This is a genomic window from Microbacterium sp. (assembly GCF_030149085.1).
GTDB lineage: Bacteria > Actinomycetota > Actinomycetes > Actinomycetales > Microbacteriaceae > Microbacterium.
The window spans coordinates 1-21636 of sequence record NZ_JASBSF010000400.1 but is presented as its reverse complement, the minus strand read 5'-3'; the positions used below and the strand labels follow the sequence as shown (position 1 = coordinate 21636).

At 64.3% G+C, this 21636-nt stretch carries 22 protein-coding genes; 9 read left to right on the top strand and 13 right to left on the bottom strand.

Features of this window, described 5'->3' with window-relative positions; genetic code table 11:
* The 10 genes from Q1V87_RS15975 to Q1V87_RS15930 all read right to left on the bottom strand — a co-directional run.
* Positions 1-839, bottom strand: an 839-nt coding sequence (locus tag Q1V87_RS15975; protein WP_300595094.1) for a type I restriction endonuclease, incomplete at its 3' end; no start/stop codon positions are given.
* Positions 839-2029 (bottom strand): restriction endonuclease subunit S, encoded by a 1191-nt coding sequence (locus Q1V87_RS15970; RefSeq protein WP_300595092.1) that lies wholly within the window; start codon positions 2027-2029, stop codon positions 839-841. The genes Q1V87_RS15970 and Q1V87_RS15975, both read right to left, overlap by 1 nt.
* On the bottom strand, positions 2026-3519 hold the full coding sequence (locus Q1V87_RS15965) for a class I SAM-dependent DNA methyltransferase (RefSeq protein ID WP_300595090.1): 1494 nt from the start codon (positions 3517-3519) through the stop codon (positions 2026-2028). Before Q1V87_RS15965 ends, Q1V87_RS15970 begins: the two co-directional genes overlap by 4 nt.
* Positions 3516-5015 carry a class I SAM-dependent DNA methyltransferase gene (locus Q1V87_RS15960; RefSeq protein ID WP_300595088.1) on the bottom strand — a complete coding sequence of 500 codons (1500 nt, stop codon included), beginning with the start codon at positions 5013-5015 and terminating at the stop codon, positions 3516-3518. The genes Q1V87_RS15965 and Q1V87_RS15960 overlap by 4 nt, the downstream gene beginning before the upstream one ends.
* On the bottom strand, positions 5012-6979 hold the full coding sequence (locus tag Q1V87_RS15955; protein ID WP_300595086.1) for an N-6 DNA methylase: 1968 nt from the start codon (positions 6977-6979) through the stop codon (positions 5012-5014). Before Q1V87_RS15955 ends, Q1V87_RS15960 begins: the two co-directional genes overlap by 4 nt.
* Entirely contained in the window at positions 6976-7446 is a 471-nt protein-coding gene (locus Q1V87_RS15950) for an NYN domain-containing protein (RefSeq protein ID WP_300595084.1), read from the bottom strand. Before Q1V87_RS15950 ends, Q1V87_RS15955 begins: the two co-directional genes overlap by 4 nt.
* A gap of 160 nt (positions 7447-7606) precedes the next feature.
* Positions 7607-8404, bottom strand: coding sequence for a hypothetical protein (locus tag Q1V87_RS15945; protein ID WP_300595083.1), 798 nt, complete (start codon positions 8402-8404; stop codon positions 7607-7609).
* The gene (locus Q1V87_RS15940) at positions 8397-8798 is read right to left on the bottom strand and encodes a hypothetical protein (protein WP_300595081.1); all 402 of its coding nucleotides are present in this window, start codon (positions 8796-8798) and stop codon (positions 8397-8399) included. Before Q1V87_RS15940 ends, Q1V87_RS15945 begins: the two co-directional genes overlap by 8 nt.
* 28 nt (positions 8799-8826) lie before the next feature.
* Positions 8827-9222, bottom strand: coding sequence for a hypothetical protein (locus Q1V87_RS15935; protein WP_300595079.1), 396 nt, complete (start codon positions 9220-9222; stop codon positions 8827-8829).
* Between the two features lie 52 nt (positions 9223-9274).
* Positions 9275-9628 (bottom strand): helix-turn-helix domain-containing protein, encoded by a 354-nt coding sequence (locus tag Q1V87_RS15930; protein ID WP_300595077.1) that lies wholly within the window; start codon positions 9626-9628, stop codon positions 9275-9277.
* A 250-nt stretch (positions 9629-9878) separates the two neighbouring features.
* Here Q1V87_RS15930 and Q1V87_RS15925 point away from each other — a divergent pair, with 250 nt between their 5' ends.
* Genes Q1V87_RS15925 through Q1V87_RS15910 form a run of 4 tightly spaced genes read left to right on the top strand, consistent with a single transcriptional unit; the run spans position 9879 to position 16264 of the window.
* Entirely contained in the window at positions 9879-10601 is a 723-nt protein-coding gene (locus Q1V87_RS15925) for a TnsA-like heteromeric transposase endonuclease subunit (RefSeq protein ID WP_300595075.1), read from the top strand.
* Positions 10598-12715, top strand: a complete 2118-nt coding sequence (locus Q1V87_RS15920) for a hypothetical protein (RefSeq protein WP_300595073.1) — start codon at positions 10598-10600, stop codon at positions 12713-12715. Before Q1V87_RS15925 ends, Q1V87_RS15920 begins: the two co-directional genes overlap by 4 nt.
* On the top strand, positions 12712-13833 hold the full coding sequence (locus Q1V87_RS15915; RefSeq protein WP_300595071.1) for a TniB family NTP-binding protein: 1122 nt from the start codon (positions 12712-12714) through the stop codon (positions 13831-13833). Before Q1V87_RS15920 ends, Q1V87_RS15915 begins: the two co-directional genes overlap by 4 nt.
* A gap of 37 nt (positions 13834-13870) precedes the next feature.
* Positions 13871-16264 carry a TniQ family protein gene (locus Q1V87_RS15910; RefSeq protein ID WP_300595069.1) on the top strand — a complete coding sequence of 798 codons (2394 nt, stop codon included), beginning with the start codon at positions 13871-13873 and terminating at the stop codon, positions 16262-16264.
* Here the strand turns inward: Q1V87_RS15910 and Q1V87_RS15905 are convergent.
* Positions 16218-16502: a helix-turn-helix transcriptional regulator gene (locus tag Q1V87_RS15905; RefSeq protein ID WP_300595066.1), complete on the bottom strand. Its 285-nt coding sequence runs from the start codon at positions 16500-16502 to the stop codon at positions 16218-16220. The genes Q1V87_RS15910 and Q1V87_RS15905 overlap by 47 nt on opposite strands.
* 118 nt (positions 16503-16620) lie before the next feature.
* A complete protein-coding gene (locus Q1V87_RS15900; protein ID WP_300595064.1) occupies positions 16621-17679 on the bottom strand; it encodes a hypothetical protein in 1059 nt (352 codons plus the stop codon).
* Positions 17680-17752: 73 nt separating this feature from the next.
* Here Q1V87_RS15900 and Q1V87_RS15895 point away from each other — a divergent pair, with 73 nt between their 5' ends.
* The 5 genes from Q1V87_RS15895 to dcd all read left to right on the top strand — a co-directional run bounded on the left by Q1V87_RS15895 (position 17753) and on the right by dcd (position 20981).
* The gene (locus tag Q1V87_RS15895) at positions 17753-17908 is read left to right on the top strand and encodes a hypothetical protein (RefSeq protein WP_300595062.1); all 156 of its coding nucleotides are present in this window, start codon (positions 17753-17755) and stop codon (positions 17906-17908) included.
* Positions 17909-18080: 172 nt separating this feature from the next.
* Positions 18081-18539 (top strand): MerR family transcriptional regulator, encoded by a 459-nt coding sequence (locus Q1V87_RS15890; RefSeq protein WP_300595060.1) that lies wholly within the window; start codon positions 18081-18083, stop codon positions 18537-18539.
* 23 nt (positions 18540-18562) lie between these two features.
* A complete protein-coding gene (locus tag Q1V87_RS15885; protein ID WP_300595058.1) occupies positions 18563-19012 on the top strand; it encodes a hypothetical protein in 450 nt (149 codons plus the stop codon).
* 332 nt (positions 19013-19344) lie between these two features.
* Positions 19345-20316 (top strand): hypothetical protein, encoded by a 972-nt coding sequence (locus Q1V87_RS15880; protein WP_300595056.1) that lies wholly within the window; start codon positions 19345-19347, stop codon positions 20314-20316.
* On the top strand, positions 20313-20981 hold the full coding sequence (dcd, locus tag Q1V87_RS15875; RefSeq protein WP_300595054.1) for a dCTP deaminase: 669 nt from the start codon (positions 20313-20315) through the stop codon (positions 20979-20981). Before Q1V87_RS15880 ends, dcd begins: the two co-directional genes overlap by 4 nt.
* A 238-nt stretch (positions 20982-21219) precedes the next feature.
* On the opposite strand, the gene Q1V87_RS15870 is transcribed toward dcd, so the two are convergent.
* Positions 21220-21636 (bottom strand): alpha/beta hydrolase (locus Q1V87_RS15870; protein ID WP_300595052.1); only part of this gene is annotated, 417 nt, incomplete at its 5' end.

Here is a 21636-nt window from a genome sequence, read left to right as displayed (position 1 = left end):
TTCGTCGCCTGGAACTGCTGGTACCGCGCAATCACCTTGATCTTGCGGTGCTTCGCATCGGTCGCGAATACGGTGAAGAACCGCAGGAAGTCGAGGACGGATGCCGGTGCCAGCACGCCGTTCACGGCGTCCTTGACCACCTCGAGGCCAACCTTCGCGGGTGCGTTCGGATCGGTCTCCTCCTCGTGCCACGGACCCCAAAGTTCGACCGGCATGCCGACGGAGCCGTAGCGGAAGTCTTTGCCTTCGGTCGCGAAGGACAGCACGTTCGGCACGAAGAACTGCGGGACGCTTGCCTCGTAGTCGTCGTGGATCTGCGCGGCGGCGTCGATCCACGTGTAGGCAGCGCGGATCGGTGTCTTCGCCTCGCCGACGACGAGCGGGAAGCCGTTGCACCACAGCACCACGTCGAACCTCTTGCCTAGCCGCCCCATCTGGAACGTCACCTCGGTCGACACGATCCACTGGTTTGACGAGTCATCGTCCGGGTGGTCGAAGTCGATGAGGCGCACCGTGGTGTGCTCGCCCTGTGGACCGAACGGCATCGACTTCTGGCCCGTAAGCCACAACATGAACTCTTCGTTCGCGACCACCGGATGTGCGCTGTTGCGCGCCGAGATCAGGATCGCCCGCAGCACATGGATGACCTCATCAGCCTTGCGCGGATCAGCCGCGATCTCGGGATTCAGCCGAATCAGCGCGGCAGCGACGAGCCCTTCGAGCAACACTTCATCGGCGCGGCGCGGAAGCTGGCTTCCCGGCAGGAATTGCACGTCCGGAGACGTGATCAGATCGCGGACGAAGTCGCGGACCGTGTTCGCTTCGTTGAACTGCGCCATCAGTTGCCTCCGAATATTGTCGAAGAGAGCGTTCGGAGCACGGCTCTCAGGCGATTCGCCTCGGCCTGGGTTGCTTCGATGCTGCGATCGAAGGTGCGCGCCTCGGCCAAGAGTTCTGTTTGCGCCTCCAGTGGCGGTACGACGAGGCGATGCGACTTGATGTCCTTGCCGTTGATCTTCCAGATCCCGTTGGTCGATTTCGCGTTCTCGAGGAGCGCCGTATGGGCATGAACACTGTTCCACTGTTCTGCTGCGAACTGCGGGAGCATTCGTGCAGCGTTGAAACGGAGCCGGATGAGTAGGTCGGGATAGATGCACCCGGTGGGTAGACCGCCGACAACCAAGCCGCCCCGACCCGTGAGTTGCCGATTGCCGTTCCCTCGAACGATCAGAAAGTCATCTTCTTGGAGCAAGAATCCGTCTACGCTTGCCGGTTCGACATCGATGAACTTGACTGAGTCGCCACCCGTGACCAGCCCTCCACGAACGGCGCTAATGCTTAGTGTCGGGACGCCACGTTTCTGGTCGTTTGCGGGGGCGGACTTGCCGTTGGTCGGTCCTGCCTCGACCAGAGAGGCGACCGAGTCGCTACTCCAGCCGGATTGCTCCACGCCGGCAGCGAGGCGGTCGGCGAACACCGCGGACTTGGTTGCTCTGAGCGACTCTGCAGTGTCCGCGGCCGCGAGTCTGTGACGTTCGATTGCCCACAGTAGGTCGGCAATGCGCTTCTGCTCGTCGAGCGGCGGAAGTACAAACTCCTGGCTCTTGAGATCACGCCAGTTCACGGTAGGTGACAGGGACCCCACCGAGATCTCGATGGCGCGGTCGAGGAAGTAGTCGCTAGACAGGAAGACAGGGAGGAATGCGGGATCGATGAACCCGGGTCGCGCACGCAATACAAGCGCATGTGCAGAGCAGATGCCTTCGAACTCCGCCAGAGCGACCTTCTTCTGGTAGGCGCGACGTCTGCCGAAGATGACATCGCCAGATCGGAACCGCAGCTTCTGTGCTTCGACTATGTCGGGGCTGTCCCACCGCCGGACCGTCATGATCACGGGGTCGAGGTGCTCGCGACCCACGTACCGATCGACTCCCGCAGCCGAGGGGTCGTCGACACGGTCGGTGATGCTGTCGATGACATCGCCGAAAGCGACTCTCTGCCAGGTGGACTTGTCGAGGACGAGGTTCATGCGTTCACCGCCGCACGAAGCACCGCGAGCACATCTGAGATCGCGTGCTCCGAGGTTTCCGCCGCCTGCCGCCAGCTCGTTAGTGCGTCGGCCACGTCTATCTGCTCTGCCACGTCTGCGGCTTTCGCGCCGGCGACGTACAACGGGATCGCGAGACTGGAGCCCTTGTCGGCGATCTCGCCGAGCGTGGCGACCGCCGCGAACTGCGGAACGTCGGCAAAGCCTCGGTACGCGTCGAGGATTCTCCTCTGGTGTGTGTCGCGCAGGAACGACTGCGCCTGCTCGCGCGCGACCTCAGTGACAGCATTGATGAACAGCACCTTGCCGCGATGCTCGGCGGGCTTGGCCGCGCGGAGAGTGATGACGACGGCCTCCATCGGCGAGTTGTAGAAGAGTCCCGCACCGAGTCCGAGCACGCATTCGACGAGGTCGGACTTCACGAGCGCTTCGCGGAGCGCTGCCTCCTCGCGACGGAACAGCACGCCGTGCGGGAAGAGGATCGCGGCGCGCCCAGTCTGGGGGTCGAGGCTCTTGGCTATGTGCTGGAAGAACGCGTAGTCGGCGCGGCCCTGCGGCGGCACGCCCCACAGGTTGCGTCCGTACGGGTCTTTCGCGAAGGCATCCCGATTCCAGGTCTTGATCGAGTACGGCGGGTTCGCCAGCACGACGTCGAAGGTGCGCAAGCCGCCCTTGCTGTTCAGGAACGCGGGCCTCGCGAGTGTGTCGCCATGGGCGATCTGGCCGTCGGCGATGCCGTGGAGGAAGAGGTTCATGCGGGCGATGGCCGAGGTTCCATAGTTGAGCTCCTGGCCGTACAGCTTGAGGTTGCGCCACTCCTTGCCCTGGCGCTTCACCTCGGCCGCCGTCGAGATGAGCATTCCGCCGGTGCCGCACGTCGGGTCGTAGACCGACTCCCCGGGCTGAGGCTCGAGCATGAGGGTCATCAGGTGCACGAGCGTGCGGTTCGTGTAGAACTCCTGCGCGGTGTGACCCGAGTCGTCGGCGAACTTCTTGATGAGGTACTCGTATCCGTTGCCGAGCTCGTCCTCGGGCAGGTTCGCGATTGACAGAGTCTGCGTCGAGAAGTGCTCGATCAGGTCGGCGAGAGTCGAGTCCGGCAGCAGGTTCTTGTTGCCCCAGTCCCCATCGCCGAATACTCCGGGCAGCGTGTCGGGGTTGGCGGACTCGATGGCCCGCATGGCCTGCAGAACGGTTGAGCCGATGTTCTCGGTCACCGCGCGAACGTCGCGCCAGTGGCATCCGTTCGGAATCGCGAAGCGGTGGTTCTCGGGCAGGTCGGCGAACTCTTCATCGCCGTAGGTGGCGAGCGCTGCCGCGCGCTCTTCGTCGTAGACATCCGAGATGCGCTTAAGGAACACCAGCGGGAAGATGTACTGCTTGTAGTCGCCGGCGTCGATGAGTCCGCGCAGAATGACGGCGGCGCCCCACAGGTAGTTCTCCAGCTCACGCTGGCTGATCTGGCCGGTCACGCGCTCAATCCCCACTTCGCGAGTTCTGCTTCCAACGCTGCTCGGGTCTCCTGCGCGCGCTTGTGCGCGGCTTCGAGGTTCGCCAGGGCATCGGCGAGTGTGATCTTCTCGCCGGTGTCAGCGGGTGCGACGTAGAGCGGGATGTTGAGGTTGAACTCGTTGCCCTCGATCTCGGCCAGGTCGGCGAGGTGGGCCCGCCCCTCGATGTCGGTGAATCCGCGGTAGGCGTCGAACAGTGCCTTCGCATGTTCGGGTTCGAGGGTGTTCTGGTTGCGACCCTTCTTCATCAGGTCTTCGCCGTTGATGAACAGCACCTTGTCCTGTTGGTCGACGGGTCGCTGATGACGCAGGATCAGCACACAGGCTGCGAGGCCCGTGCCGTAGAAGAGATTTGGGGCGAGACCGATGACGGCTTCGACCTTCTTCGCCTTGAGGATGTGGGTGCGGATGCGCGCCTCGGCGCCCTGCCGGAACAGTGCGCCTTGCGGGAGCACGACTGCGACTCTGCCGGTGTTCGGGTCGGCTGAGGTGAGCATGTGCTGCACCCACGCCCAGTCCGCGTAGCCCTTCGGCGGGACTCCGCCAAGCTGATTGCGTCCCCACCGATCAGATGCCCATTCGAGATCGCCCCACGCCTTGAGCGAGAACGGTGGGTTCGCGAGCACGTTGTCGAACCGTGCGAGGTGGTTGCCGGTGTAGAACGCGGGGTTGCGGAGGGTGTCTTCGCGGACGATCTTGAAGTCCTCGATGCCGTGCAGCAGCAGGTTCATGCGGGCGATCGCAGAGGTCGCGAGCACTTTCTCCTGGCCGTAGAGCTTGCCCCACAGCGTCTTCGGGCTACCGCCGGCAGCCTTCACATGCTCGATGACCTCGATGAGCATGCCTCCGGTACCGCACGCGGGATCGTAGACGCTCTCACCCTCTTGAGGGTCGAGGATGTTCACGAGCAGGCCGACGACCGACCGCGGGGTGTAGTACTCGCCGGCCTTCTTGTTGGACTGGTCGGCGAACCGCTTGATGAGGTACTCGTACGCGTTGCCGAATACATCCGGAGCGACAGCCGCGTTGCTCAGCGTCTTAGTGGAGAAGTGCTCGATCAGGTCTGCGAGCTTGCGGTCAGGCAGCTTGTCCTTGTTGGTCCAGTTCGCGTGGCCGAAGATGCCGAAGAGGGTTTCGGGGTTCGCCTTCTCGATCTCACGGAACGCGGTCTGCAACGCAGTGCCGATGTTCTCGGTCTTCTCGCGCACGTCCGACCAGAGATTGCCGTCAGGGATCGCGAAGCGGTGGTTTTCGGCGAATGCGGCGAACTCGTGGTCGCCGCCCGACTCGTCGAGGGCTTGCTCGAACTCCTCGAGGTAGACGTCACTGATCCGCTTGAAGAACATCAACGGGAAGATGTAGGCCTTGAAATCAGCCTGGTCGATGCTGCCGCGGAGGAGATCTGCCGCTCGGGCGAGGTACTGCTCCAGTTCGGTCAACGTGAGCCGCTCCGTCATCGGGTGGTTCCTTCGGTGGTGTTGCTGGTCAGGGAAGCGCCGTGACGGACAGCATTGAGGATCGCTGTCGTCAGGCTATCGGCGGCCTCGGACGCTTGGTTGGCCAGCTGCTTCGCCTTGCGTGCGTTGTTGATCGCGGCGTGGATGGCACGTTGATCTTCGAGCGGGGGAACAGGGATCTCGATGTCTCGCACCGGAATGCGCTGAATGGCGGTTCCCGCGGCGAACCGGAGATTCCATCCGCCCGCGAGGACGTCAGCTAGGTAGTGAGGATCTAGGTTGGCGCGATCGACGACCCTGATTCGAAAGAGGCCATGACCTATGGGAAAGTGGCCGCCCGCTTCGTCGACGACTGCCCGAATGCCGTGCACGGTCGTGACGAGCACGTCGTCGGGCTGCGTCAGGAGCCCTGAGGTGTCGGCCGACGGGAGGTCGGCGACCGGCGGAAGGTTGCCGCTTCGGACATCGCTCGTCGATACCTGACGATCCTCGTACTCAGGAGCGACCTCGACTCGTTGCGGTCGCACCGCGGAGACTTCGACCGCCCCGGCTTCGATGAGTTTGGCGACTGTCATTATCGGCGGCTCGCCGGCGACCTTGGGGGGGCGCACGCGCCCGAGGGTTGCCGCGAGCGCAGCGACTGCTTGGTGCAACTGAGTGTTCGCTTGCTCGAAGGCTTCGACGACTTGGGCGTCGTCGATCGCATCGGTCAGCACCCAGCGTGCCGGACTGAGGTCCGCGTTGCCAGCCGCCAGCTCGTCGATGGACACACGTGCGTGCGGAACCTCTGCGAGCGACCCCCGTTCGGTCAGCCAGCCGGCCACCTCGTCTTCAGGTGTCTCGATCGAAGTCGCGTCGATGAGCAAGACATCCTCGCGGGAGGTGGATGCTGGCTCGCTGAGCACCCAAAGCGCGAGCGCAATTGAGGTGTGCGGCAGCATCCGACCCGGGAGCGCCACGACAGCACGGACACAGCCGCTGAGCAAGAGATTGCGCCGAATCTCGGCCTCGGCTCCGCCACGGAAGAGCATGCCGGGCGACGTTAGGACGTAGCCGGCGCCGCTCGGAGCTAGGTGCGCGACGACGTGCTGAAGCCAGAAAGAGTCACCACTGGAGCGAGGCGGAATCCCGTAGCGCAGGCGTGGGTCCAGCATCGTGGTCTGTCGGTCGACACGCAGCCCAAACGGGGGCTCGGCGATGATCAAGTCTGCACGCAGTTCGGGGTCCGGATCATGGTCGAGTACATCGGCCACGCGAAGGTCGATGTTGACGCCACGCAACTCCGCGCGACCGCGGGCGATGTCTACGGCAGTCGCGTTGATCTCATGGCCGACGATGTGATCCGGGCGCGCGCCCATGTCGAGGGACTGCAGCAGCGCCACGCCCACTCCGCACGCGGGGTCATACAGAGTCCCACCATCAAGATCTTTCGCCAGCGACGCCAGCAGTGTGCTGGTACGCGAGCCCACAAATCCGTTCTCGCCAGCTGCCTTTCCGAGTGCTCGAGATGTTCGTTCGAGGAGCCCGTCGATGGCCCTGGCGAGCTCTTCGCGCGGGATGTCGTCGAGTGCATAGCGCAGTTCATCGATGGATCGTTGTCCGATGTCCCGCGGCGCGTATGAGGGCCGCCCTTCGATCAGTTCGATCGCGGTCCTGACGAAAAGCTCGCCGAGTGCGTGGATGGAAACATGCCCGCGGAAGAGGTTCGCAACGCCCCACAGACGTGACTCCCACGCTCTCGCGTCTGAGTTGGCGGAGGCATGGGCCTTCCGCTTCTCCGGGTGGGCCGCGAGCCACGACTCGATGTCAGTGGCAGCGAAGAGCGGTTTGCTTGCGCTACCCCCCACTGGCACTGGGAAGTCCTTCATGCGCTTGCGCCAGTTGCTGACAGCGGCGCGGGAGACGCCGGCGAGGTCGGCGACATCGCTCGGTGCGAGGAGTCCCTCATGGCTCTGCATAGTCATGCTGCCTCCGTGATCACGGACGGGTCGTAGTCCAGGTCGAGCACGTACTTCGCCGCCATGCGAAGCCGGCGGGAGCAGGATTCGGGGCGCGACACGACAGTGACATCGGTGCCGAGCCCCAGGAACGAGACGACGTCCGCGAAGATCCCATCGCCGGAGACCACAACAACTTCATCGAAACGGTCGCCGACCCTTTCTGTCTCGAGGATGTCGAGGAGCTCCAAATCCGCGCCATTGTTGCCGCCTCGGAACACGAGACGGCGCGGACCTGCCCACTCGAACCCGACGACGTTGACGCAAAACCGTCCGCACGCGACCACGACGTGATCGTTGTCGCGCTGACCGATTGCCTCCGCGATCGCGGCCTGAGCACCGTGAACCTGTCCCGGCAATGAAACTCCACCTCCCACGATGTTCTCGATGTCGATAAGGACGATGCGACGCAGCGCCGCTGTTGTGTACATCATATCTGCCAATCAGTTTGTGAATCAGATTCCCACCTCCGGGTTCGATCACTGTAGAACAGATTGATCCGCGATGCAAGTGAATCCAATTCACAGACGCGGATCGACATGTTCGGTTCACATCGAAGCGCGACTGAGAGACGGCGGCAGCTGGAGTGTTGTCTCAAGGGTCAGGCGACTGATTGTCGATCCCTTGTGGCAACGCATCGAGCAGCTCGTCAAGCTGCACGCGGAGCACCTCGTAGGCCTGCATGTAGAACATCTGGTCCATGACTGGCCACGGCGTGTCGTCCAGATCGGCGACGACCTCTCGAGCTTCGCGGATCGCCGTCTGGAGCGGAGTTTCGATTCCGGGTAGGCTCTGGATCCAGTCGTCGATCACGCTGAACGGGATCGGCGCGAAACCGTGGGCGTCAACGCCGACGTGGAACCGGTGACCGTTCGGGCCATGGTCGCGGGCGTGGGTGTGCCCGTGGATGAGTGGGATGCCGTCGTCCCAGCGTGGGCGATGCGACGTGTGTCGATCCTGTTCCTGGCTGTCGCCGGCGTAGGGGTAGTGCGAGGCGATGATCCTGTACCCGTGGCGGGTTCCCTCCATGACCTCTGGGAGGATCTCCCACCCCGCCGCCTCGTACATGGGCAGGAATCTCTCGATCGCCCGTTTCGACTGTGTCGCGGGCGAGACGCGATCGTGGTTCCCGGGCACGAGCAGCCTGCGGCCGTTGAGCCGCGCGGTGAGCGCGATCGATTCCTCGATCGGGCCGAGCGCCACGTCACCGAGGTGGAGGACGACGCTGCTGGGCGAGACCGTGTCGTTCCACCGGCGCACAAGGTCGTCGTTCATCTCATCGACCGTGGCGTATGGCCGACCGGTGAGTCCGCTGATGCGAGCGTGGCTGAAGTGCGTGTCGGAGGTGACGAAGTCGACTTGATCGAAGTCGAACGTCGGATAGTCAAGCACCGCGAACCTCGTCGTCGTTCATGTCAAAGGCGCGTAGCAGGAGCCGTTCCACGTCGCTCACCGGTTCAGGAGGAAGGTCTTTCATCTCGTCGCGGAGCCGGTCCAGCGCCTGCTCGATGAGTGGGCGGTGTTGGTCGCGCCATGCGCGGATCCCAGAGTCGCGCAGGAGGCCGGATGCTGCGCTCCCCTCGTAGCCGAGCAGCAGCTCGGTGTCGATAACCGACGCCATGACACGTGCGTCGATGTTGGGCGACGAGCGCAGGCTCGACAGGTGGGTGACGGCATCCGCGCCAGACACTTCGATGCGGTAGCGCTGTATGTCGCCATACTCAGTCGTCTCGGTCTCGACGTGGGAGACCGTGATGGAGCGCCCGCCGATGATGATCTCTCTCACGCGTCCTCCTCGATCCGAACTGGCCAATCTACTCGGACTCGATTGGGTTCGCCTCGGCCATCACCCCGACGCGTCCTGGCCGAACGATGTCGTCGAATCCCGGGACGAACGCGATCGTTCCGAGCCGGGTCCAGTAGCTGATGAGCCATCGCTGGAGCAGGTCACGCTGTTCGTGGCGTTCGAAGAGTGTTCGTCCGGGATCCTCGATCGCGGCATCCCAATCATCGATCTCGAAGACCGCCTCGATGAGTTCGGCGCACGTCGGTCCGTTGCCATGTTCGTCCCACCAGGCCAACGTCAGCATGCCGGCGCGATTGGCGGTCGAAGTGCCGCCGGGCTCATCGATCGTCCCAAGGAGGGCGCCGAGGTAAGGGTCCTCAGCCGCGGTCGCGAATGCCTCGTAGTGGTCCTCGGCAACGCTCATAGAGGAAGGATGCCATACCGATTAGGCATCCGAGGGCCTTCGTGAGTGTCTACTAGCGACGCGCCGTGGTTGCTTCCCACTGGATGGTGAAAGTTCCGGCTGCGCGTGCGTCTGCCTCTGCTTCAAGCCGTAGTGCGTAGTCCCATGTCGGGTGCACTGCGCGCTGATAGATCCTGATCCGCTCGGGGGTGACCTCATCCGTTCGCCGGACAAGCCCCAACTGCTTGAGGCGCTTCAGTAGGGCGTGGATGGTGCTGGTCGACAGTCCCGTGGCGGTTGCGACGGAGGGCGTGGAGAACTTTCCGTCGGGAGACCGTGCGATCTCGGCCATGAGCGCGAGCATGTGGTTGCTCCCGAAGGCAAGCTTCGAAAGCTCCTCGCTCTGTTCGCTCGGCACGGTCTCCACCGCCTCATTTTCTCATGAGGCGCTCAGCGCAGCAGGAGCATCGCAGGGCGTGGTCCGACGGCGTGGCGCGTGTTGTGTATCTGACTTCCCCAGCGTAAATGTCACATTCACTGCTTGCAGCCATCGGCATGCGAGAGAACTCCAACGCGAAGAACTCGACCCGCGTGTCGAACCTCAAGAACAGTAGAGACCTCCGTACGTTAACGAATCAAGAGTTATGACTCATTGTTCGCGACTCGTAGGAGTTGACGTGCCAACATCGCCACCGCAGTACACGCTGCGACTCGACGGGAATGACCTCGAGCGGGGCAAACTCGCGGATCTCGAGGCTCGACACGTCTTCGAGGCCGAGCCTCGGCGGACGTTCCGCTGGCATCGGGGACAGCGGCATTACCCAGGGCGCTACTGGTGCGCCACCACGGAAGGCTTCGTCGGGTACGAGAGTCGCCTCGAGCTCGCGGCGCTTCTCCTCGAGGACTTCGACCATCGGGCGGTTCGGATCGCATCGCAGCCGTTCGAGTTGATCGCCGATCGAGACGGTGTTGAGCGAAGCTACGTGCCCGACTACATGATCGAGCACGATGACCATCGCTTCACGGTGATCGAGGTCAAGCCGAAGCATCGGCTGGAAGACCCGGAGATCGCAGGTGCGCTCCGGTGGGCGGGCGACATCATCCAATCCCGCGGATGGGGATATCGGATCGTCACCGAGCCCGACCCAGCGCTGCTCTCCAACGTCCGGTTCCTTGCGGGGTATCGACGCCTCTGGCAGTTCCCCCGGCGCGACGTGGAAGTCGTCGAGGCGACGATCAGCGAGACGCCCACACTTGGCGCGGCCATGCGGAGCGCCGGGGCCGCCTTGGATGACATCCCCTATGCGCGAGCGGTCGTGCTCCACCTGCTCTGGCGCCGCTCGATTCTCTGCGACCTCACATCTGCCCTTGCCAACCACACCGCATTGGAGACGCCATGAGCCACACCTTCGACATCCGCATCGGCAGCACCGTCTCGTTCGACGGCAGTCTGTGCACTGTCATCGAGATCGCGGGCGACGCTGTTGTCCTGGTCGACGGCGCGAAGAAGACCCGACGCGTGCGACTCGTCGAGCTTCTGCGCGACGCCACGGATGCGTTCGGGATTTCGTCCGAGGAGGTTGCACTCACACCGCTCGCCCTGATCTGGGCGGACGCGACGGAAGGGCAACGCGACGAGGCGCGGCGAAAGGCGGCGCACGTCCGAGAGATGCGCACCGGGTTCGCGTCGGGGATGCCGACACTCGCTCAGCCCCACGAACCGCGACCGGAGTACAACCCGAAGCTCACGACCATCCACGAGCGGCGTCGCGCCAAGGCCGCACAGCTTGGCGTCAGCCCGAAGACGCTGAAGCGCTGGGACGATCGGTTCGACGAAGGCGAAGATCTCGCGCTGCTCGACTTCCGGAAGACGTCGTGGACGCCGGCGCTCTCCGGGCTCGATCCGCGCTGGGTCGACATGTGCCGACGTGTCGTTGAGGAGAACGTTCGCGGCGCGAAGCGCAGTGTCACGACCACCCTCGCCATCGTGTTGGCGAGGGTCAAGCGCGAGTACCCGGATGTCGAGGTGCGGATACCTTCCGAATCCAGCGCTCGTGACGCGGTCGCCGAGCTCACCCGCGGGAAGGGCACGTTCGGCGCCAGCATGCGGGCCCAGCGATCCATCGAAACGCGGCCGCCCGTGCCGTACGGACGATTGGTCGCGACGAGACCCGGTGAGTACGTCGTTCTCGACACGACGCCCCTCAACGTCTTCGGCGTCGCACCCGTTACCGGCAAGTGGATGCGCGCCGAGCTGACCGTCGCCCTCGACCTCTACGACAGATCCATCCTCGGCCTCCGTCTTGCACCCATCTCCACCAAGGCGGTCGACGTGGCGGGCGTGCTGATGGAGGCTCTCTCACCCCGCGAGATGCCGGCCGAGTGGGGCGACCGAGCCACCTGGCCCTTCCATGGCGTGCCCGAGAACATCGTCATCGACGTCGAGAACCTCAAGGCGCTGCGGTTCCGCCGTCCCGGCATCCTTCCCGACACGATCATCATCGATCACGGCAAGCCGTTCATGTCGATCCATGTCGCAAGCGTGTGCCAGCGGCTGGGGATCTCCATCCAGCCCGCGCACGTGTACACGGGCACCGACAAGGCATGGGTCGAGCGCTGGTTCCGGACCATCGACGACATGCTGCAGGAGCTTCCCGGCTACAAAGGCAAAGATATCGCCTCCCGGGGCGAGGCGCCCGAGAGCGAAGCGGTCTACACGATCCCTCAGCTCGAGCAGATCATCCGCGAGTGGATCGCGACCGTCTACCATCTGCGCCCCCACGGCGGGCTGGTCGACTCGCAGTTGCCCGCGGCGAAGATGAGCCCGGCGCAGAAGTTCGAACAGGGCGTGGCGGTGGCCGGCCGCATCCGCGTGCCGGCGAACCCGAACCTGCTGCTCGAGATGCTCCCGGTCGTCAAGCGCAAGTTCAACCACTACGGCGTCGAGGTCGGCACGCTCCGCTACAACGGCGACATCGTGGGGAAGTACTACGACCGGTCGCGCGCGATGGCCAAGGACAAGCGGATGTGGCAGTTCTCGGTCAATCCCGACGACTTCTCACAGATCTACTTCAACGACCCCGACGACAACTCCTGGCACGTCCTGCGCTGGGAGCATGCGCCGAAGGTTCCGGTGCCGTTCAGTTTCGACGCTCTCGAGTACGCCAAGGGCATCGCTCTCGACCGTCGCAACGGCGTGAATGTGTCCGAAGCTCTCGGCCAGCTGCTGGAACGCTGGGGCGCCGGCCGCGCGAGCACTCCGGCCGAGAAGCGCATCAGCGCACGGCTCGCTGCTCAACTTGCGGAGACCTCCGAGGGGCTCGACAGCCCGTTCTTCCCGCACATCGCCAAGCAGATCGCGCAGCAGGTCGGTGGACCTGACCTGGGCGACGAGCTGGGACTGGTCTCTGTGACGCCGCCGCCGGTCAGCGAGGAGCAAGACCGGCTCGCGCTCAGTGCAGACCCGCTCGTAGACGAGGATCTCGACGACTTCGACCTCTTGGAGGACCTGTGATCCTGCCCCTGGAACGCGACGAGCTTCTCTCCCGGTGGGAGGGCTGGCGGCACTTCGCCGAGGACCCCGCACTGGAGAAGCCGCAAAGCCTGTCCGCCAAACAGATCGACAAGCTCGGTGAGGACGATCGCGTCGCCTACGACTACCACCGCGAGCGGTACCACGCGAACTTCCTGGTGACGACACCGCAAGTCAAGCGGCTCAACGTGCGCTTGTGGGATCTTCTCGACGCCAACCAGCAAGGTCCTTCACGGGTGAAGGGTGCGGCGATTGTCGACTCGCCGCCCGGACTGGGGAAGACCACCGCTGTCGACGCGTTCGGGCGAGCATTTCACCGACGCCAGATCCTGCGTCACGGGAAGGACTTCGATGACGGGCAGACCCTGCACATCCCGGTGTGTCACGTCGCCTTCAAAGGCAGCACGAACACGCGTGCCCTGAACGAGGCGATCCTGAACTTCTACAACCACCCTTCCGCTGAGGCCGCGGAGACTCGCCATCTGCGGAACCGCAACCTGGCCACTCTTGCGGCGGAGTCAGTGCGCCGACACGGCACGCGGCTGATCATCGTCGACGACGTGCATTTCCTGAAGATCCACACCGATGCGGGGGAGGCGGTGGCCAACGAGCTGAAGTGGCTCGCCAACGAGTACCCCGCCACCTTCCTGTTCACCGGTGTCAACATGACCGAGACCGGGCTTCTCAGCGAGAGCAAGACGAGCAAGAACCTCGCGATGTCGCAGATCGCCCGGCGATGGACCAGGCTCACTCTGCCGCCGTTCGAACACCCCGTCGGTGAGCACCGCAAGGCCTGGATTTCGTTGCTCGGCACGATCGAAACCCACCTTGTGCTCGCCAACGCTCGACCGCGGATGCTTCGCGGGCAGGCGGACTATCTCTACGAACGCTCCACTGGCATGATCGGCTCGCTCTTCAAGCTGATCACTCTCGGAGCGGTCCACGCGATGCGAGACGGCACCGAGGACCTGACTCGAGAGGTGCTCGACGAGATCGACATCGACGTCGCGGCCGAAGAGGCTCGCGAGGTCGTCGCCAAGGAACTCGAGGAGAAGAAGAAGGGGGCGGCGAAGCGGAAGAAGCCGCGAGCTGCGGCATGACCCGGACGATCGGCATCCGCGGCAACGAGGTTGGAGCATGACGCTACGTCGCCTCCTGCATGTCGCGGTGCCGCTTCCCGACGAGCCGCTCGACTCATGGGTTGAGTTCATGGCGCATGACTATGGGGCGACCGTCGGAGAGATGGCGCGAGCGCTTGGCCTCATCGACGCCGACGGTGTCCCGAAGGCAACCCCGCAGTCCTCGCGAGCCTGGTCCACCTCCCTCGAGCCGCAGCAACTCACGAATCTAGAGCTGACTACCGGTAGGCCCGCCGACGAGTATCTGGCGATGACTCGGACAACCTTCGCCGCGAACGCCATCCGCCTCACACCGCAGGGGAGGATCAGCGCCTCCTGCCCGAGCACCGGAGTCGCTGCGCGGTACTGTCCCGACTGCCTCGCCGATTCGGGCGGCAGGTGGCGACTGTCCTGGCAGTTCCCCTTCGGCTTCGCCTGCCTACGCCACAAGCGACTCCTCGTCGACCTCTGCCCGGGGTGCCAACGGCCGCCGCGTCTCGTTGGGCATCCGATCACACTCGTGCCGGAGCCGGGGCACTGCCACAACAGGCCGTCGGTCGGATCGCCGTCCATACGCGAACGTTGCGGCGCCGACCTGACAGCGGCCAACGAGTTCGTCGCGGCCGACGAGTCGACGCGCGACGCTCAGCGCATGATGCTCCGCGTCGTGGCCGCTGGCTCCAGCGAGCTTGGCATCTACTCCGAAGCGCGGCCCAGCACGATCCACGTCCTGTCCGACATGCTCCTGCTCTCCCGCGCTGGACGGCAGGCGCTCGTTGACGGGGAGCGATTCGACTGGATGCCGGTCGAAGCGAAGGACGCCAGCGCGATCACGTCACACGCGAGTACCGGGAAGGTCGACCTGCGGCCGAACACCGCGCGCGAGGTCGCGCTCGGAAACACGATCGCGTTCGAGGCGCTGAAGTCGGGTGAACGCATCACCGGTCTCCTTCGCGGGCGCGTCAGCGTCCACACTGCGCTCGATCACCACTCCCCACCGCTCCGGGACCACGTGAGCCGCGCGCTCGGGCGTGCGCGACGGCCCACGGCCACTCTCCAGGCGATGAAGGTGTCGACCACGGATCCGGCCGCCCGTGCTGCCAAGATCCCGGCTGTGCTCTGGCCCGAGTGGACGGCTCGTCTAGCGCCACGACGACTTGACGCCGAGATCGCCGGCGGAGCACTGTCCGCAGCAATCGTCTTCGCCGGAACGCGCCTCACGCACGGATCGGCGATTAAGCTTCTCGACCCCGACGCGCAGGGGCGCCAGGTCAGTCACGTCATGCGCTCGCTCGGTCGCAACGCTCCCGAGGCGGACACGATCGGTGCCCTCGCACGCCTGGCAGAGTTCCTCGACGAGAACTCGACGCCCATCGACTACGCGCGCCGCCGAGCGATCGACTACTCCGAGATCCTGCCCTGCGACGAGTGGCACGAGGTCTGCCGGACGGCGAACGTGCTGCCGGGCGGCGACCGGCGGTGGCAGCTCGCACGCGCGCATCTCTACGCTCTGCTCAGCGGCAACCGGCTCGCCAGGGCGCCGTTCGCCTCAGTTGCGAGCTTCCCGTCGTTCGTTGAGCTCCAGCAGTTCCGCGCCGGACTGCCTGGAGCTGTGGCGCAGGCGCTCCAGAGCTCGGCGGCTGAGTTCTTGAGTGCACGGGGAATCGACGAGCCCGTGTCATGGATGCCCGAACTCGACGTCGCTGGCATCCAGGGCGACGTCACCGTTCAGAGAGATCGTGAGTGGCCGCCGGCTCGGCCCGCGCGCGCCGCAGTGCAGCCGTCTCGGGCTGTCGCGGCCTACTCCGCTGGTCGCTCGGTTGCGGAGATCGCACTCGATCATGGGGTTGCGAGACAGACCGTGAGCCGTGTGCTCGACAATGCCGGCGTCGAGACACGCCGCGGGCGGAGACGCGCCGTGATCGACGCCGACTGGCTACGGCATCGCTACTCGGTCGAACTCCACACCATCCCGGAGATCGCTGTAGAGGTCGGCGTGACGATGACCACGATCAACCGCCACCTCGAAGCGGCAGGGATCCCGCGCAGGCCTCGCGGTAGCGCGAGCCGCTCGACCGCGATCCGCGTCGACCCGCGCGCGGGGGACTCAGCCCTGCTCCGCCGAATCCTCGTCGGTCAGGATGCGACGCAGCGCGCCGAACGGTTCCTCATCGTCGCTGGTCGCGACACGATGACGGCTGCCGCGGTCGAGCTCGGCGTGACGCTCAGCATCCTCGCGAACCAGATGAAGCGCATCGGTGAGGATGCCGGCGGCCCACTCATCACGCGGGCGGTACGAGGACAGCCGCTCGCGCTCACAGAACTCGGTGTCGAGGTCCAACGTGAGCTCACGCGAGCCTTCGCGGTCAGCGCAGCCGCAGATCCGGGACGTCCGACGGAAGGATCTCAGTGAGCTCGACACCGAGCGTCTGCGACATCGCGAGCAGCGTGCGTATCGTCGGATTCGCCGGCGTCCCCGGCTTCGACTCGCCCTTCTCGTACTTTTGGTACGTGTAGCGCGTCAGCCCCGAACGGTATGCGACGTCCTCCTGGCTGAGACCAGCTTCGGCGCGCAGACGCCGGAGGTTCGCGGCCAGTCGGTCGGCATAGTCGCTCCAGGCCGCGTCCTCGGGTTCGGTGCGCTTCGCCACCGATCCAGGGTTCCCGTACAGGGAAGTCTGTATGGCCTAATATGTATGGCATTCCTGAAGTTCAGCGTGGCTTCGATCCGGTGGCGTCAGAGCGGGGTCGCCCCTTCGACAGCTCGTGCTACTCAACCGTCACAAGGACGGCCGTTGTCGGATCGACGTCGTCCGCCCAAGCCAATGTAGGTAGGTCGGCACCTTCCAGGCCACCAAGCTCGAGCGCCGCGCGACCCGCGGCGTGTGCTGCGTGAATCGATTGGCCATTCGCCACGTTGGCGTAGAAGCGCGCTGCATAGGCAATTGCATCGCCGTCTTCGATCTCGTCCGCCATGCCGATCGCGAACGGCACGACGTCCGCTACAAGCCGATCGAGTTGGCCGGAGGAGAGACACGAGTTAAGCATGATGAGGATCGGAGCTTGATCCGTGGCCCGAACCGCGTTCGCGAAGGCGCGCGCTGATACGATCACGCCGACATGGGGCTCGTCTACCTCGTCCTCGAACTCGATGGAGTCTTCGTTGCTGTGCCCGGAGAAGTGAATGACGTGCGGGCGGAACTTCGCGATCCCGTCGAGCAGGTCTTCCGTGGTGGCTGCGGGACGAACATCGAGCTCAACGTAGTCACGATGGAGTGCTGTCTCAATCGCTGCGCGAATCCGCTTCTGTTCACGACCGACACGAAGTCCGCCGTCTGCCGAAGCGCCCAGCATGAGGATCCTCAACTTTTCGGGCCGAGGGTCTGGAAGCCGACGACCGATCCGCTCCACCGCGGTCTCCGCTTGAGATAGACGGGCGCTCAGGGCGGCCTGCTGGGCAGCAGCTGTCCGCGTGATCTGTTGCTGTTCGCGTTTCCTTGCACGCTCGGCGGCCGCGGCCTCAGACTGTTCCGCCTTCGCGAGTCGCGTGGCGATGGTCGCTTCTTCGCGCGAATAGCCGGCAGCGCGGGCAGCCCAGCGGGATGCTTCAGCGCCGGCGCTCTTGGCTTCGTCCTCGCGACGCTCTGCTTCCCGCGTCTTGCTCCGCGCCGTGCTCTGGCTCGTGGTCTTCATGGCCGCCTGTCGCGCCGCGGCGGCGTCCGCTCTCTTCTTCGATTCCTTGGCGCGGTACTCGTTCGCCTTCTTCTCGGCATCGAGTCGTTGCTTGCGCTTCCGCTCCAGCTGGCCGCGGTATTGGGTCGCGCTCATCACATTCCGTTCGTCGATCCAGGATGGGCCTCGGCAGAGGGTATCCGACTCGATGTCGGAGACCGTCCGTAGTGTGCCAGACATCTCGTCACTGATCACGATTGGAATCGTCATGGCATCGATCCCGACTCTCACCTGCCCCTACTGCCGTCACACCTTCGTCGGCGTGAAGGTCACTCGTCATGGGCTCATCCGCTGCGGCAAGTGCGGCAAGACCATTCGCATCTAGCGCCGGCTGGCCCACCTTCGGCTCGCTCGGTGTGTAGCGAAGTGCGGGAGGCTCACGCGAGTTGAGCCGCCTGGCCAGAGGCGTCAACGAGGTTGCGAACTCGCGCGCCCATCGCGATCGCGTTCTAATGCCAATACTGGGTTCAAGCATTACAAACGACTACCCTTCAGACATGGCGGTCGAACCGAGCAGCCCCTACCTCGAGACTCCCGAGGTCGTGCGCCTGTGCAGGTTGCCTTACTCGACCCTTGATTACTGGGTGAGGACCGGACTGGTTACGCCGTCGGTGCGTGGTGGCAGCGGGCGCCGGCGGACCCGGCAGTGGTCGATTCTCGATGTCGTCAGTGTGCGAGCACTGAAGGAGCTTCGTGACGCCGGCGCATCGGTGCGGGTCCTGAAGCACGCCCAGGCAATGCTGCGAGAAACGTGGGCGGCCACGCTTCGCGATCGCATGTTGTACTGGGATGGAGGGGATCTGATACAGATCGATGAGTGGGAAAATCTGGTCTCACTCTTCACTGCCCCAGGTCAAAGCGTGCTCCACGTTGTAGCGCTTTCAGTCGACGCTCTTCGGGCAGAGGCTGAGTCGGTCGCAACGGTGGACGGTAGGGATACTAGGAGGTCAGCATGAGTCTGGTACTCGAAACGCGTGGCGTGAGTGAGCTCGACGTCGACTACTCTCGCGCAACGCAACTCTCAACTATCGGGTCCCTCGCGGATGCAGTCTTGCGAGAACTCATCGCAATTGAGCTGGGGAAGCTTGGTCCCGATCAATTGGTCGCGGTGCCTCAAGCGGCCAAGATCTTCCGCTTGGCGGCGAATCAGTATGCGCACCCGCGCACCATCTGGGACGCGCACTCGGTGGTTGATGACATTGTTCACTTCTCCTCGCCAGTCTCGGACGACCTTGGAACGGCCGCTGATCCACAAGCCGATGACATTCAGCCTTGGCTGGGCGGACTCGCAGACGCGTTGGAGGCGCTTACGAAGCAGACGCCAGACTCGACTGCGATCGATCTGGTGCGCAGGGAGTTCACGCAGATCTCGCAGTCGACCATGCGGTCTGCGTCTCGCATGGTCAGCGGGCATTTGTTTCTCGCGTAATCGTGGAGAACCTTGAGCTACTGCTCGCCCGAACAGATACGAGACTGGAGAGTGTCAAGCGGCACATCGAAGGGCTCCCAGATGGTCGCGGTGGCGAGTGGAAGGCGCTTCTTTGGCATGTCCACGCTGAGTTCGCTGCCGATGCTGCTGACATCGTGGGCGACGTTGCGAGCGCGGACCAGCTCGCGGAGCCCGCACGAGCGCAACTTCGGGCGAACGCTGGCCAGAGGTTAGAGCGCCTCCAGATCCTCCTCGACGCACTCCACGCCAAGATGGCGACATACCGTGACGCCGTTGCCCGGTCGGATGTACCCGTCGGCCTTCAGCATCTCGTGGACGTGTTGATCGACCAGGTGGTTATTGATTCGGGCGATCCGATTATCCACCTCGACACAAGAAACATGTACTCAACCATCGATCTGGTTGGCCCGATGGACGAACTTGTGGCGGCGCTAGGTCCGCAAGGGCGGCAGTATTCAGGGCGGCATCCGATTGCATTCAACCTTCCCGCGCTGGACCCGAACAACGTGCTCCTCTCCCCGGTGCTCGCACATGAAGTCGCGCATACCGCCGTGACGCGCGAGTTGCTCAAGAAGTTGCAGGACCGGATTCAGAGCGGGCCGGCGGGAAAACAGATCGATGACGCGTTCGCGCGCCTGGGGTTCGGCGGTGATCAGCGACAGACTGCGGCGCTGGCGCAGGCCTTTCAATCGTGGTCCGCGGAGTTGCTGTGCGACGCGATTGCGATAGCGCTGACCGGCCCCAGCTTCCTGTTCGCGTTCGCCGCGTTCGTGCCGCCGACCGCCGTTTCGGGAGCAAGCAAGTCGCATCCAGACATCCAAGATCGCCTCGGATTCGCGCTCGACGTCATCGACAGTTACGGGTGGACGCCGTTCATTGAAGAGCGGGCCCCCAAGCTCGTGGCGTGGTTCCGTGAGGTCTCAACTCAGCCGGTACTCACCGGCGGCGCCGAGGAGACGTTCCTTCGAGAGGCAATCTCTGCCAGCTCCGCAGAGCGAAGGCAGATTGCTTCGGACCATGTAGTGGGCCCGCTGGACTCAAAAGAAGGCGATCGAATCGATCAGGCGGCGGCCTGGTTGGCTCAAGGTGTGCCGCTCGTCGATGTCGACGGCAGTGTGCTCTCTCCTTGGCAAGTGGTACTCGCAGCGTGGATTGCGGGAATCTCCGTGCGAGGCGACGAATCACCGACAGTCGCGCTCGCGGCAGGAGACCGTGACTACAACGCCGTCATCGTAAAGGCGATCGAGTACTCCCAGATCGTCTCAGAGTGGAGGTCGAAGTGACCGCGCTCACCGACACAGAGATCCGTTCGATGCTGGCCGAGACTGATCCGGCGAAGCAACTCATCATCACGCCTCTATTGGATCCGAACAAGCAAGTCGGCCCGGGCAGCATCGACCTTCGCCTCGGCACGGAGTTCCTGGAAACACCGCGCCAAAACAGTTCCTCTATCGATCCGTTCGCGGAGCGCGACCCGCGTGCGCGTCCCGCAGCCGACCTTCGCACATACGTGCCTTTAGGTGATCAATACGTGCTCCACCCTGGCCAGTTCGCGCTGGGCTCGACACTGGAGTTCGTCGTACTCCCGGACGATGTCATTGGTCAGGTTCTGAGCCGATCGTCGTGGGGCCGGCTGGGACTCCTGGTCGCAACGGCCGTTGCTGTACAGCCCGGGTTCCGTGGCTCGCTCACACTGGAGCTCGTGAACGCTGGGACCGTGCCCATAGTGCTCCGTCCCGGCTTGCGGATCGCGCAGCTTCAACTATGGCGCGCGGATCGCCCTTCAGCTGCGCCGTACTCGGCCCACGGCAAGTACCGCGCACCGCTCGGCCCAGAGAGCAACCGGCTCGCGTGGGAACATGAGGAGCGCGAGCGGCTTATCGCGATCAGCGACAAGATGCATGCCCGAAGCTCGAAGGTTCCTGGGCAGGAAGATATTGCCACCTGACGTCAAACGACGATGTATCGACGGTGATCCAAACTAACGACTGGCCATCCGTGGTTTGGTGGACAAGTCGGGAGCGAGAGTCGGAGGACCGCAGTGGACATCTTGCCCCGAACCAGCCTGGAACTGCCGCGATGCCGCGGACATCTCTGAGCGGTTCCTACAGCTAGTCGCCACCGGGAACGGATGACGTGAGGAGGGGCAGAGGGTAGACCCCCTGCCCCTCCTCACGCGCCGCGCGTCAGGCCTGGATGAAGCGCAGCAGCGGTGCATTCACCTCGTCGGCGTGCGTCCACAGCATCCCGTGGGGTGCCCCGTCGATCTCGACGTACTCGGCGTCGGGCAGGAGCGCGGCGAACGGGCGAGCCGTCGCGTCGATCGGGAGCGTCCGGTCGGCCGTGCCGTGCACGATGAGCACGGGCTTGCCCGATTCGCGCACCGCGGCCACATCCGGACGGAAGTCCTCGATCCAGGCGGGAACCACCGCGTACGAGGCGACGGGAGCCGACTTGGTCGCGGTGTTCCAGCTCGCCGTGACGACCTCCGGCGTGATGCGCGAGCCGAGGGTCTCGTCGAGGTTGTAGAAGTCGCTGTAGAACTGCGTGAACCACGCGAAGCGGTCGGCCTTGGCGTTTTCCAGGATGCCGTCGAACACCTC

Excerpts from the sequence above, each read along its gene's own strand:
- Q1V87_RS15955 (WP_300595086.1), bottom strand. The coding sequence starts at position 6,979 with ATGACTATGCAGAGCCATGAGGGACTCCTCGCACCGAGCGATGTCGCC.
- Q1V87_RS15920 (WP_300595073.1), top strand. The coding sequence starts at position 10,598 with ATGAGCCACACCTTCGACATCCGCATCGGCAGCACCGTCTCGTTCGAC.
- Q1V87_RS15950 (WP_300595084.1), bottom strand. The coding sequence starts at position 7,446 with ATGATGTACACAACAGCGGCGCTGCGTCGCATCGTCCTTATCGACATC.
- Q1V87_RS15935 (WP_300595079.1), bottom strand. The coding sequence starts at position 9,222 with ATGAGCGTTGCCGAGGACCACTACGAGGCATTCGCGACCGCGGCTGAG.
- Q1V87_RS15970 (WP_300595092.1), bottom strand. The coding sequence starts at position 2,029 with ATGAACCTCGTCCTCGACAAGTCCACCTGGCAGAGAGTCGCTTTCGGC.
- Q1V87_RS15960 (WP_300595088.1), bottom strand. The coding sequence starts at position 5,015 with ATGACGGAGCGGCTCACGTTGACCGAACTGGAGCAGTACCTCGCCCGA.
- Q1V87_RS15900 (WP_300595064.1), bottom strand. The coding sequence starts at position 17,679 with ATGAGCGCGACCCAATACCGCGGCCAGCTGGAGCGGAAGCGCAAGCAA.
- Q1V87_RS15910 (WP_300595069.1), top strand. The coding sequence starts at position 13,871 with ATGACGCTACGTCGCCTCCTGCATGTCGCGGTGCCGCTTCCCGACGAG.
- Q1V87_RS15890 (WP_300595060.1), top strand. The coding sequence starts at position 18,081 with ATGGCGGTCGAACCGAGCAGCCCCTACCTCGAGACTCCCGAGGTCGTG.